The sequence below is a fragment of the Marinicella litoralis genome, from assembly GCF_002591915.1.
Lineage (GTDB): Bacteria > Pseudomonadota > Gammaproteobacteria > Xanthomonadales > Marinicellaceae > Marinicella > Marinicella litoralis.
In genome coordinates, this window is record NZ_NIHB01000001.1 from 1,453,013 (window position 1) to 1,465,491 (window position 12,479).

At 41.5% G+C, this 12,479-nt stretch carries 10 protein-coding genes; 9 read left to right on the forward strand and 1 reads right to left on the reverse strand.

All coding sequences use genetic code 11. The features are described 5' to 3' along the window. Positions 1–86: 86 nt before the first annotated feature. Genes CCS90_RS06485 through CCS90_RS06495 form a run of 3 tightly spaced genes read left to right on the forward strand, consistent with a single transcriptional unit; the run spans position 87 to position 4,010 of the window. Complete coding sequence (locus CCS90_RS06485) at positions 87–530, forward strand: DUF4124 domain-containing protein (protein ID WP_099018658.1); 444 nt, start codon at positions 87–89, stop codon at positions 528–530. Positions 531–534: 4 nt separating this feature from the next. After that, positions 535–1,620 (forward strand): TRAP transporter substrate-binding protein, encoded by a 1,086-nt coding sequence (locus CCS90_RS06490; RefSeq protein WP_099018659.1) that lies wholly within the window; start codon positions 535–537, stop codon positions 1,618–1,620. Beyond that, on the forward strand, positions 1,617–4,010 hold the full coding sequence (locus CCS90_RS06495) for a [protein-PII] uridylyltransferase family protein (RefSeq protein WP_099018660.1): 2,394 nt from the start codon (positions 1,617–1,619) through the stop codon (positions 4,008–4,010). Before CCS90_RS06490 ends, CCS90_RS06495 begins: the two co-directional genes overlap by 4 nt. A gap of 122 nt (positions 4,011–4,132) precedes the next feature. On the opposite strand, the gene CCS90_RS06500 is transcribed toward CCS90_RS06495, so the two are convergent. After that, positions 4,133–6,601, reverse strand: coding sequence for an acyl-CoA dehydrogenase (locus tag CCS90_RS06500; protein ID WP_211337039.1), 2,469 nt, complete (start codon positions 6,599–6,601; stop codon positions 4,133–4,135). 148 nt (positions 6,602–6,749) lie between these two features. On the opposite strand from CCS90_RS06500, the gene CCS90_RS06505 reads away from it, so the two are divergent. The 6 genes from CCS90_RS06505 (at position 6,750) to pepN (ending at position 12,466) form a co-directional block, all read left to right on the forward strand. Beyond that, the gene (locus CCS90_RS06505) at positions 6,750–7,322 is read left to right on the forward strand and encodes a TetR/AcrR family transcriptional regulator (protein WP_099018662.1); all 573 of its coding nucleotides are present in this window, start codon (positions 6,750–6,752) and stop codon (positions 7,320–7,322) included. Positions 7,323–7,446: 124 nt separating this feature from the next. Further along, positions 7,447–8,340: an NHL repeat-containing protein gene (locus CCS90_RS06510; RefSeq protein WP_133566500.1), complete on the forward strand. Its 894-nt coding sequence runs from the start codon at positions 7,447–7,449 to the stop codon at positions 8,338–8,340. Positions 8,341–8,486: 146 nt separating this feature from the next. After that, on the forward strand, positions 8,487–8,705 hold the full coding sequence (locus tag CCS90_RS06515) for a Sec-independent protein translocase subunit TatA (RefSeq protein WP_099018664.1): 219 nt from the start codon (positions 8,487–8,489) through the stop codon (positions 8,703–8,705). Between the two features lie 6 nt (positions 8,706–8,711). Beyond that, the gene (gene tatB, locus CCS90_RS06520) at positions 8,712–9,041 is read left to right on the forward strand and encodes a Sec-independent protein translocase protein TatB (protein ID WP_099018665.1); all 330 of its coding nucleotides are present in this window, start codon (positions 8,712–8,714) and stop codon (positions 9,039–9,041) included. Continuing rightward, a complete protein-coding gene (gene tatC, locus CCS90_RS06525; RefSeq protein WP_099018666.1) occupies positions 9,042–9,770 on the forward strand; it encodes a twin-arginine translocase subunit TatC in 729 nt (242 codons plus the stop codon). Between the two features lie 62 nt (positions 9,771–9,832). After that, complete coding sequence (gene pepN / locus CCS90_RS06530; protein WP_099018667.1) at positions 9,833–12,466, forward strand: aminopeptidase N; 2,634 nt, start codon at positions 9,833–9,835, stop codon at positions 12,464–12,466. Positions 12,467–12,479 lie beyond the last annotated feature (13 nt).

Below are 12,479 nucleotides of genomic sequence, written 5' to 3' on the forward strand. Positions count from 1 at the left end.
TATGATGTATGTAAATACAGTGCGAGTACAGGATTGGTTCATAGGAATGAAATCCGGTTTAAAAAGTTTTATGAGTGGAGAATGACATGAAAAGAACAGCTGTTACATTACTATTGTTGGTTGTTAGTGGCTTGGTTTTGGCCGAAAAAATATATAAATGGGTAGACGAAAATGGACAGATTCACTATTCCTCTCAGAAGCCAGTTGGCCAAAAAGCCGAAACGATGAAAGTTCGGAACCAACCCAAAGTTAATGCTCAGACCAATGAAAGCGCTGTTGAATCAACAGAAGCAGCAGAATCGACTGAAACTGATGCCGATGCCGCAGCCAAAGCACAATTGGCTAAAGCCGATGCCGCAAGCATGGTTAGGTTGTGTGAACAATCAAGAAAGAATTTGGCAGCTTTGAATGCCACTGTAAGGGTGGTTCAAGTTGATGAAAAAACAGGTCAAACAGTCAGAATGAATGATGACCAGAGGTTACAAGCCATGAAAACTGCCCAGCAAGGTATTCGCGAGTATTGTAAATAAACCCATGAAAAGAAGACAGGTTATTGCAGGTGGTGCTTTGGCAGCTTCTTTGGCGGTGTCAGGTTGTAAAGAGCAACAACAAGCCAAAAAGCAGCAGTCAACAGAAAACTTCGAATGGAAAATGGTTACCGCTTGGCCCAAAAACTTTCCTGGACTGGGTACAGGGGCGGCGTTTTTGGCGGATGCCATCACCCAAATGTCTGGAGGACGTTTAACGGTCAAAGTATTTGGCAGTGGTGAATTGGTGCCCGCTTTTGAGGTGTTTGATGCGGTATCAGCAGGCACCGCTCAAATGGGACATTCAGCGGCTTATTATTGGAAAGGTAAAATTCCAGAAGCTCAATTTTTTGGTGCTGTACCATTTGGAATGAATGCCAATGAAATGAATGCATGGCTCTACCATGGCGGTGGTTTAAAGTTATGGGAAGAGGCTTACCGACCCTTTGGCCTAAAACCCATGCCTGCTGGTCAGTCTGGCGTGCAAATGGGTGGGTGGTTTAATAAAGAAATTAAAACCAAGGAAGACATCAAGGGATTGGTGATGCGAATTCCCGGTATGGGTGGAGATGTGTTGTCGCGAGCAGGTGGTACGCCGCAGGCCTTACCCGGTGCAGAATTGTTCACTGCTTTACAAACAGGAACCATCGATGCCACAGAATGGGTAGGTCCTTACAATGATTTGGCTTTTGGTCTCTATCAAGCCGCGCAATTTTATTATTATCCTGGGTGGCACGAACCCACCGCCTGTATTGAAGCGATCATCAATCAACAGGCCTATGACGCGTTGCCGGTGGACTTGCAAAAGGTGGTGGATATGGCTGCCATGGCTGCTAACCAAAATATGTTGTCAGAATATACAGCCAATAATCAAAGGGCTCTGGAAACATTGCAACAAGATCACCATGTTCAGCTGCGAGCGTTTCCTGAAGATGTTTTGCAGGAATTCAAAAAATATGCCAACCAGGTGTTGATTGAATTGGGACAACAAAGTGAGCTGTCGCAAAAAATATTTAACTCATACACTGGTTTTGCTGAGCAGACTAAAAAATGGTTGGCAGTGTCGGAAATGGCATACCTTAAGGCCAGATGAAAACAGCCCCTAAGTGGCTGAAAGTATTTCCCTTTATCGAAACTCAATGGGAATGCATTGTTCAGTTGTTGGATCGATACCCAGAGATTGATGTTTATGATATCAATAATGACTGGGATCACTTTGTTCGAGCGAATCAACAGTCAGATCAATTTGCATTGCTGCGTCAATTCAGAAAGTCCCGGTTGGCATTTTTGGCATATGTTGATTTTCAACTGCCGCTCAGCGAGCACATCAAAACCATGCATCGAGTGACTGTGCTGGCTGAGCATTTAATTAGCCAAGCCTATTTGATGGCTGTTAGCGATATGCAGCAACGGTTTGGTAAGGTTTTAGATGCACAGAAAAATGTGGTTGATTTGCAAATATTTGCATTGGGTAAATTGGGCACCCAAGAATTGAATTATTCATCCGATGTCGACTTGGTGTTTGTCTACCCTGAATACGGCGAATCAAATGGTAAAAGAACATTGGATGCTGAATCCTATTTCACCCGGCTGGGGCAAAAGATCATTAAATTACTTGATTATTTCAGTCCTGATGGCCTTGTCTACAGGGTGGACATGCGATTGCGTCCCTTTGGATCGGCAGGGTCTTTGGTCTGTTCTGAAAAGTCTTTGGTTCAATACTTGGTGAATGAAGGCAGGGATTGGGAACGGTTTGCTTGGATGAGGGCGCGTTTAATTTGTGGAAATTCGGCATCAGCACAGTCATTGTTGAGTGAGTTGAAGTCGTTTATTTACCGCAAACACCTTGATTACCAAGTGTTTTCATCATTGGCAAAAATTAAAAAAAACATTGCTTCGGTCTATCCAAGCAACACCCGTAATTTAAAACATGGTTTAGGTGGCATCAGAACCATCGAGTTCATCATCCAAAGTTTGCAATTGGTCTTTGGTGGTAGGGATGCGAAGCTTCAAGGTGTTTCTATTTACCCCATGTTTGAACATTTGGTGAATGAAAAAAAAATGCCAGTCGGCGATGGTGAGTTGTTAAAGAGCACCTGGGTGTGGCTAAGGAAGTTGGAAAACATGAGCCAAATCATCAACGACGAATCAATCCATGAGTTACCAGAGAATGAGGAGGCTCAAATTGCATTTGCCACCATCAATAACCATGCAAGCTGGGAATCGCTTGAAGCCATGATGGGGGCTCAGCGTGGTGCAGTTGATGATCTTTTCATACAATTGTTCAACGATTCAAATCAAGATGAATCGCTTACCCAAGCTGATGAACAACTGATGCAACAACTGCTCGATCAAATTAATTTTCAGCGGGTACCCAAAGACACTGTACAAAAAGCCAAAAAATTACTGGAGCTCACTGTGGTTAAAGCGGCGCCTGAGGTGTGTCATGATTTTGTGCAAATCATTAAAGTTCTTTTAAAACGCCCCAGTTATTTGTTGATGCTGCTGCGAGAACACAACGTTCACAACAATGTTTTGAAACTTCTGGCAGCACACACTTATTTTAAGAAGGTATTGCTTGATTATCCTGTTTTGTTTGAACAGCTGTTTGAACATCAACCTTTTGAACCATTGAATCATGACAAGTTGTCCGGTATGTGGTCTGCGCGTCAACTTGGTGCACAAACATTAGATGATGTTGAAAACTGGATGGAACAACTGCGTTACTTCAAATTAGTCAACCAGTTTAATTTAATGCGATCAATTTCAGTCGGTGAAATTACACCTAAACAGTTGGGGGTTCAATTAACCCTATTGGCAGAATTTATTATTTTTAAGGTTTGTGACCAATGCTGGAATGAGTTACATACCAAGCATTCAGATGTGAAGATCGTAGCCGAAGATTTAATGGTTTTGGCATACGGTTCCATGGCAGTGTATGACATGTCGATTACATCTGACCTTGATTTGGTTTTTATCATTGATCAACCCAATTACGATGCCGAGGAACGGGTTTTTGTGCACAAATGGGTGAAGCGAATTTTGCATCACTTGGGCAGCCAAATGTACCATGGCTTGCTGTATGAAATTGATTTGCAACTGCGGCCAAATGGACGGTCTGGTTCACTGGTGACAACCAAGTCAGAATTTGAAAAATACCAAAGAACCCAAGCTTGGACATGGGAACATGCAGCCATGGTTAAATCACGGCTGGTGTCAGGGTGTGACGCCCAAAAACAATGGCACCAAATCCTGCGACAAAATGTATTGATACAAAAAAGAGACCCTTTAAAAGTAAGCAGTGATTTAAAGGAAATGTCTGGAAAGTTACAGTTGTTAAAAGGGGATGGCGCCCATCACAAGGATTTTGCTGTACTGGCTGCGGTGTTGATTCATGCGCATCAATACCCAGAGCTGGTGATGATTGATGACATGCAAGAATTAAACAACAGACTGGGTGAGTTGGGTTTGTTGGAACCCTGATCTCTTGTTGAAATATGAAATGTAGGCACTCAGAATATTAATGATGAGTGGACTTTTTGTGTTTTCATTTCATTGAGTCTGGTTTTGCAACACAACCAGACTCAATGTCATGAACTTGTTATTTAAGCGACCTTGGTTTGGTCGCCTTCGGCTTGCGCCACAGTGCGATCAAAAGCATCAAACGGGAAGTCATCAACGGCAATGACTTCAGCGACTTGTTGTCGTACTTTGGTCAATGAATTGAATTCACTCTTGCTGATCAGGTCTTTTTTCAATGCTTGAGCCAATTGTTTGACCGGATCGATTTCCGTGATGTCATTACTCTTGATGGCTTTAAGAATGCGACGTTCCAATGGTTCTGTGTCTATCACCTTGGCTAAAACATGGTTCATTTTTGCAACAAAGTGATGTTCTGATTCATCTTTGTCTATGCCATCAGTTAACCGCTGCCTGGTTTCATTGGCAGAAAGCAATAAACTGGCTGCTTTGTGGCCTAAACGATCGCCTGGGGGTAATTCATGGGTCCCCAACGGGAAGATAACTCGACGTAAGAACAGACCCACTCCTTTGCTTGGAAAGTTGTAAGACAGCATTTTTAAAGCTTGTTCAATCTCATAAAAATGATGGTGCATGGCCCAAGCCACTATGGGTTGGTCAGCACTTTGTTTGCCTTGATCTAAATAGCGTTTGAGTACGGCAGATGCCATATACAAATGGCTCAACACATCGCCTAAACGGGCAGAAGTTTTTTCTCGTTTTTTCAATGAACCACCAAGGGTCAGCATTGACACATCGGCGGCGAAGCCAAAGGCTGCGCTGTATCGGGTGATTTTAGAATAAAACTGTTTGGTGAATTTATCACCGGGGCTGCGTTCTAAACGCCAGGTACCCAAGCCTTGGAAAAATGACCTGACACCGTTTTGAAATGAGTAGCCCATGTGCTGGAACAGTAGTTTGTCAAATTTTTGTAACGACTCCTCAGCATCAGGTAAATGCGCCGCCTCCATTTCTTTCAATACGTAGGGATGACACCTGATGGCGCCTTGCCCAAATATGATCATGCTGCGGGTCAAGATATTGGCACCCTCTACGGTGATCCAAATCGGTGCCCCCATCCAAGCACGACCCAGGTAGTTTCCAGGACCCATAATGATGGCTTTGCCGCCATGTATGTCCATGGCATCAGAAATGATGCTGCGTGTCATGTCGGTTGTATGCATTTTAGCAATGGCTGAAGGAACGGCAGGTTTTTCACCACGGTCTACGGCCAATGCTGTCATGGTAGATACGGCAGCACAAGAATAAGTCTTGCCAGCAATCCTGCACAAAGCTTCTTCAATGCCCTCAAATCGCCCTATCGGTAGATTAAATTGTTTGCGAATTCTGGCATAAGCACCGGTTGCAAAAGCAACCATTTTGGCGCCACCTGTTGAACAAGAAGGCAATGAGATGGCACGACCAACGGATAAACATTCTACCAACATGCGCCACCCATGTCCGATCATGTCTTGTCCTCCAATGATGTAGTCCATAGGAATGAACACATCTTTACCGCGAATGGGGCCATTCATGAACATCACATCCAAGGGCAAATGCCTGCGGCCAATTTCCATGCCTTTGGTGTCTCTAGGAATCAAAGCCAATGTGATACCTAACTTTTCTTTATCACCAATCAGCTTGTCGGGATCCAGCATCTGAAAGGCCAAACCAACCACTGTCGCGACCGGAGCCAGCGTGATATAACGCTTGTCAAAGTTAAGATTGATACCCAAGACTTCTTTGCCCTTGATTTTCTTTTTAACCACAACGCCAGTGTCTGGAATTGATGTGGCATCAGAACCTGCAGAAGGTCCAGTGAGTCCAAAACAGGGTATTTCAAGTCCTTGAGACAATCGGGGTAAGTAATGGTCCTTTTGTTCTTCTGTGCCATATTCTAATAATAACTCGGCAGGCCCCAGGGAATTGGGCACGGCTATGGTGGCTGCTGCCACTCCGCTGCGTGAAGAAACTTTTTGCAACACCGCTGAGTGTCCAAGTGCGCTGAATCCTAGTCCGCCATACTGTTTGGGTATGATCATGGCGAAAAATTTACTTTTCATGATAAAGTCCCAGACCTCAGGGGGCATGTCGCCTTTGTCATGGTTGTACTCATGCTCATTAAGCATGGCACACAATTCTTTCACAGGTCCCGCTAAAAATTCTTTTTCGTCAGCTGATAACTCAGGTTTTTTGATGTCATGTAATTTTTTAAAATCAGGTTGGCCGGTAAAAAGTTCGGCATCCCAATAGACCGTACCTGCTTCCAATGCCACTTTTTCAGTTTCTGACAATTCAGGCAGCGCTTTGCGGTAAAATTTCAAAAAAGGTTTGGTAAAATGCTCTTGCCTTAATGGCTTGAGGTTTAAAAAGACTGCGGGTGCAGCAAATAACAACACCGCAAAAAAGGCGGGAAAGAAGTTGGCTTCGGTGACCCAAATTCCAAAAACCAGCATTACTGCAGCCAGAATGGTCCATTGTTTGACTGAACTTCTGAAGTACCCCGCAAGCAAAGTGGCTGCGAGTAAATAGCCTAATAGGGTTAAAAAAGTCATGATTAATTCCTGTTTTATTGTAACATACGGTATAGTATGGTGCTAACCACTGAAATTGTCAATACGCAAGCGTATGGAAAATGCTAAATTTTTATTGACCCAATCAGTTTGACCACTATGATATTGTTATAAAATTTTTCAGGTGTATATGAAAACGACTGCAAAAAAGAAATCTTTGAATCCATCAGATTGGGAAAAAGCCACATTAGATGTGATTGCCCACCAAGGCGTCAGTGCCGTAGCTGTTGAAAACATTGCCAAAGATTTGGGCGTCACAAAGGGCAGTTTTTATTGGCATTTTGCAAACAGAAAGGATTTGATTGTGGCTGCGTTGAAGCGTTGGCAAAGTGACGACAAAGAAGTCATTAAGCAAGAAATATGGTCGATTCCTGATCCTCATGAAAGGCTGAATGCTTGGTTCTTGCTGAGTGCTCAACCTTTGCAAAGTCATTTAATCTATGCCACTTTATTGGCCGACCGACAACATGATTTTGTGGCAAAAGTGTTGAAAGAAGTGACCCTTGAAAGACTGGCTTATTTACAAAAATCTTTTCAAGAAATTGGTTATGTAGAAGGGCAAGCTAAACAACAGGCTTTGATGTCATATTCTGTCTATGTTGGGTATTTACATATGGCGAAAACCTTGCACGGTAAGTTCAAAGACAGCAACAACATAGAAAACTACGCAAAATATGTAGCCAAACAATTGATCCCCGCATAAACTGAATAAAATTCATTTGGTCGTGTCGATTGAATTGTGGGCAAAAGTTTGTTGTTTAAACCGGTATTATTTGCTAACATCTGACCAATACGATATTAAAACTTATAAAAATCATTAAATAAACATGAATCGCCTTTGCTTAACAATTTTATTTTCCGTGTTTGCAACGCAGTCTTTCGCTGCGGTTATGGCTTATTCTGTGGCTGATGATAATTTTGAATATCCTGATCACTTGGTACAAATCGACCTTGAAACCGGTGAATTCACCAGTTTGGGAAGAATTGCCGATCCGTACATTGCTTTAGAAGGATTGGCCATGTCTGCAAATGGCACACTCTATGGAGCAGACGATAACACCAAAACTTTGGTACAAATTTCGGTTACTGAAGGCTTGGCTTTCCCCGTTTCAAATGTGAATCAAAACTTGGGTTTTGGTTCAGTCCCTGAAAGTTACGATTTTGGAATGACTTTCACCTGTTCAAATCGATTGAATATGGTGGTTAAACACACAGGTGATTTGTTTGAAGTCAGTGAATCCAGTGGGGTGGCTGAATTGATTGGCAACACTGGACATAATTTTACTTCGCTGGCAGCATGGGGTGATGACTTGTTTGCCGTAGCTTCGGGCGATTTCAATTTATATAAAATTGACCCGGTAACAGCTGAAGCCTCATTGGTGGGTCCTTTGGGCGACCTTGGTGGTGACATTGAATTGAATGGGTCAGGTATGTCATTTGATGAAAATGGTAACCTTTGGTTGGTCATAAACCTAAGACTTTCGGATCCATTGAACCCATTTCCTTCACGGATTTTTAAAGTGGATGCGACCACAGGTGAAGCTGAGTTTATTGCTGAAACACTGGTTGGCATTGAATCTTTGGCTATAACCGGCCCGGTCGGTTGTACCCTTGGGACTGATCCTGTATCGATTCCAACACTGGGTTTTAATGCATTGCTGTTGATGTTATTTTCTGTGCTTTCGATCGGTTTTGTTTCATTGCGATCATCATTCAAGTAATTTTCTCCTCGCCTAATCGCGAACTTTCAACATTCATGGAATGAATTAATCTAACATTAATATGTAAATTCTTGAACTGCTGAATATTTTGTTAACTCGAATGCAGTTATAATGACTGTTTTTTTAAACTAATTAATGAGGCTTTTATGGGTGGATTCGGATTGAAAGAACTGGTGGTTATTCTGATCATTGTTGCGTTGTTATTTGGCACAAAGAAGCTGAAAAACATCGGCAGTGATTTAGGTGGAGCCATAAAAGGTTTCAAGAAAGGCATTGCAGATGAAGATAAGCAGGAATTGAATCACCAAGATGAAGATGTGTCTGAAGAAGTCACACAAGGTAAAAAAGATCCTGTAGAAAAATAATCTATTATGTTTGATATTGGATTTTCTGAGTTGCTGATTATTTTTGTTGTGGCACTGTTGGTGGTGGGTCCAGAAAGGTTACCCTCGGTGGCCAGAAAAGTTGGATTGTACATTGGCAAGATGAAACGGTCATTTCAATCGATCAAAAATGAAGTGGAACAAGAGTTGGAAATAGAAGCCGTCAAAGCACAACTCAAAGAAAATGCGATGTTGGCTGAGGCCAAGGAAGTCAAAGAAGCTTTGTCAAAAACAGTTGAACAAGTCAAACAAGCCGATGATGACACCATGTCATTAACCTCAGAAACTCCCTCTAAAAATACGAATTCAAAACCATAAATGACTGATCAAGAACAATCATTGGTATCTCACTTGGTTGAGCTCAGAAGTCGCCTTATCAAGGCGGTTTTTACTATTTTGATATTGATTTTGATTATGTTTCCATTTGCAGGTGAAATCTATACCATCATAGCTCAACCCGTACTCAGCAATCTGAGTCAAGGCACTGAGATGATAGCCACCGGGGTTTTTTCACCTTTTCTTACACCTTTTAAAATGGTTATTATTTTGGCTGTCATCATCAGTATGCCAGTGATCATCTACCAGATATGGGCATTTGTAGCCCCTGGTTTGTACAAAAGTGAAAAACGAATTGCGACCCCGATTTTGATTTCAAGCATCGTGTTGTTTTATACAGGTTGTGCCTTTGCTTATTTCATTGTTTTTCCAATCATTTTTGTGTTTTTACCTGGGATTGCGCCTGAAGGCGTGACTTATATGCCAGACATTAATTCATACTTGGACATCGTGGTCAGGCTGTTCTTTGCTTTTGGACTGGCATTTGAAATTCCAGTGGCGGTTATTATTTTGATCATGCTAGGGGTAACAACAGCGGAAAAGTTGGCCAAATCCAGACCGTATGTCATTGTAGGTATATTTGTTGTTGCCATGCTGTTAACTCCGCCAGATCCCAGTTCACAAATTTTGTTGGCAATACCCATGCTGGTTTTGTTTGAGTTTGGTATCATGATGGGTCAATTTTTAAGAAAAAAATCTAACAAAAGTTAACACCAATTTAAAAGGGAGTTCATTACAATGTACCATTCGTTCAAACAACAGACTATTTCATAATGAGTTCTTCTAAAGAAGTTATATATAGAAAAGACTATCAAGAACCAAATTATGTCGTTAAATCAGTCGACTTGGCTTTTGTGGTTGAAGCCGAAAGTACCTTAGTTACCGCAAGAATCCAATTTGAAGTAAATCCTAAACAAGATAAAAATGAATTGTTTTTAAATGGTGTCGATCTAGAGTTGGTTTCAATTGAATTGAATCAACAGCAATTAAATGCCAATAAATATGACCTCAACGAAAGAGGGCTTTCACTACATGATTTACCTGATGCATTTGAACTTAAAACTGTGGTCAAAATATACCCGTCGCAAAATACGGCCTTAGAGGGGTTGTACCAATCAGGAAATTTCTTTTTAACTCAGTGTGAAGCGGAAGGGTTCAGGAAGATCACATTTTATCCTGACAGACCTGATGTATTGGCAAAATTCACTGTTACCATTGTAGCGGATAAGGAGAAATACCCAGTCTTGCTTTCTAATGGTAACAAAATAAGCAGTGGTGATTTGAATGATGGACGGCATTATTGTAAATGGTTAGATCCCCACCCCAAACCCAGTTACTTGTTTGCATTGGTCGCAGGTGATCTTGATTATATAGAAGACCACTTCATCACAAAAAATAACAATAAAGTTCAATTAAGAATATACACCGAATCAAAAAATATTGATGCCTGTGATTTTGCTATGCAATCATTGATAAATTCAATGCAATGGGATGAAGAAAGGTTTAACTTGGTATATGACCTGGATGAATACAACATTGTTGCCACTGATGATTTCAATATGGGGGCGATGGAGAATAAGGGGCTCAATATATTCAATTCAAAATATGTTTTGGCAAAACCTGAAACCGCTACGGATCAGGATTTTATCAATATAGAAGCGGTTATCGGCCACGAGTACTTTCATAATTGGACCGGTAATCGGGTGACATGTAAAGATTGGTTTCAATTGTCTTTGAAAGAGGGGTTGACTGTTTTCAGAGACCAAGAATTCACGGCTGACCTACAATCCAGATCTGTCAAAAGAATCGAAGACGTCAGGTATTTAAGGTCTGCACAGTTTGCTGAAGATGCTTCTCCTATGTCGCATTCGGTCAGACCAGACTCATTCATTGAAATCAATAACTTTTATACATTAACGGTGTATGAGAAAGGTTCAGAAGTGGTTCGAATGTACCACACATTATTAGGTGAGGAAGGCTTTCAAAAAGGCATGCAGCTGTATTTTAAACGTCATGATGGATCTGCAGTCAGTTGTAATGACTTCAGGTTGGCGATGGCTGATGCCAACAGTGTGGATCTCACGCAATTTGAATTGTGGTATTCACAGAATGGAACACCCCAGGTTTACATCAGAGAAAACTATGACGCTGGCAAAAAAGCATATTCTATAGATTTTATGCAGGCTGCACCAGATAATTACAAAGGGGACGTGGCATGGCAGCCGATGCATGTGCCGGTGAAATTGGCATTGTACGATAACGAAGGTAATCCTTTGCCATTGAATGATGCAGGCGATTTACAGCTTACTTATGAATTGAAAGAAATCAGCCAAACCTTGACTGTCAATGGTGTTGAACATCAGCCCATTGCATCACTCTTTCAAGGGTTTTCAGCACCCATTAAATTACATCGTCAAATTGGCCACAAAGAACTGGCATTTCTAATGAAACATGACACCGATTCGTTCAATCGATGGGATGCGACACAAGAAATGCAAAGTCAAATCATCATTGGTAAATACCAAGCCCTTTTAGACAATAAGAATTACAACTGTCCGAAGTACTTTATTGAATCGTTCAGACACATCTTGCTGGATGACGGCATAGATTCAGCCTTGATTGCTGAGGCCATTACCTTGCCTTCTGTAAAATCTTTGACTTTGAAGCTGGCAAAAGTTGATGTGTTGAAATTATTTGATGCCAAAGAATGGTTGATCAAAGAAATCGCCTACCAATTGGAAGTTGAATTGTTGTCCGTATACAACCAAAATTATGACAGTTCAGACTATCGAGTTAACTCCGAACAAGTTGCAAAACGCAGTTTGAAAAACCGATGTCTGTCTTTTTTGCTGCAGAGCAATAAAAAAGAGTTTGCTGGCCTTGCCAAAGATCAGTTCATTCATGCGGGAAATTATACCGACAAAATGACTGCACTGAGTTTGTTGACCCACCAACAGGTTGATGGTTTCGAAGATTTGTTGGGTGCCTATTTTACTGAATGGCAGGACAATCCATTGGTCATAAACAAATGGTTGTCAATTCAAGCCACCATCCCAGCATCCGATACATTAATTAGGGTGAAACAATTGATGGAATTGCCGGTTTTTTCGATGAAAAACCCCAATGCTGTTCGCAGTTTAATTGGTGCTTTTTGTGGTGCAAACATCACCCAATTCCACGCAGAAGACTCTTCAGGCTATCAGTTTTTGGCAGACCAAATTATTGAGTTGGATAGAATCAACCCCCAAATTGCGGCAAGGTTGGCAGGATTGTTCAATGATTATCATCAATACAATGATGAGATACAACATCGCATGAATGAACAAATCAAACGAATTCACACTACAGATGGTTTGTCGCCCAATGTATTTGAAATTATAGATAGGGCAGTTGGCTCCATAAATTGATTGCTTGTATATC

What these genes read in the sequence shown, in the direction of transcription:
- CCS90_RS06500 (WP_211337039.1), bottom strand. Translation starts at nt 6,601, where the DNA reads ATGACTTTTTTAACCCTATTAGGCTATTTACTCGCAGCCACTTTGCTT.
- pepN (WP_099018667.1), top strand. Translation starts at nt 9,833, where the DNA reads ATGAGTTCTTCTAAAGAAGTTATATATAGAAAAGACTATCAAGAACCA.
- CCS90_RS06495 (WP_099018660.1), top strand. Translation starts at nt 1,617, where the DNA reads ATGAAAACAGCCCCTAAGTGGCTGAAAGTATTTCCCTTTATCGAAACT.
- tatC (WP_099018666.1), top strand. Translation starts at nt 9,042, where the DNA reads ATGACTGATCAAGAACAATCATTGGTATCTCACTTGGTTGAGCTCAGA.
- CCS90_RS06485 (WP_099018658.1), top strand. Translation starts at nt 87, where the DNA reads ATGAAAAGAACAGCTGTTACATTACTATTGTTGGTTGTTAGTGGCTTG.
- CCS90_RS06505 (WP_099018662.1), top strand. Translation starts at nt 6,750, where the DNA reads ATGAAAACGACTGCAAAAAAGAAATCTTTGAATCCATCAGATTGGGAA.
- CCS90_RS06490 (WP_099018659.1), top strand. Translation starts at nt 535, where the DNA reads ATGAAAAGAAGACAGGTTATTGCAGGTGGTGCTTTGGCAGCTTCTTTG.
- CCS90_RS06515 (WP_099018664.1), top strand. Translation starts at nt 8,487, where the DNA reads ATGGGTGGATTCGGATTGAAAGAACTGGTGGTTATTCTGATCATTGTT.
- CCS90_RS06510 (WP_133566500.1), top strand. Translation starts at nt 7,447, where the DNA reads ATGAATCGCCTTTGCTTAACAATTTTATTTTCCGTGTTTGCAACGCAG.
- tatB (WP_099018665.1), top strand. Translation starts at nt 8,712, where the DNA reads ATGTTTGATATTGGATTTTCTGAGTTGCTGATTATTTTTGTTGTGGCA.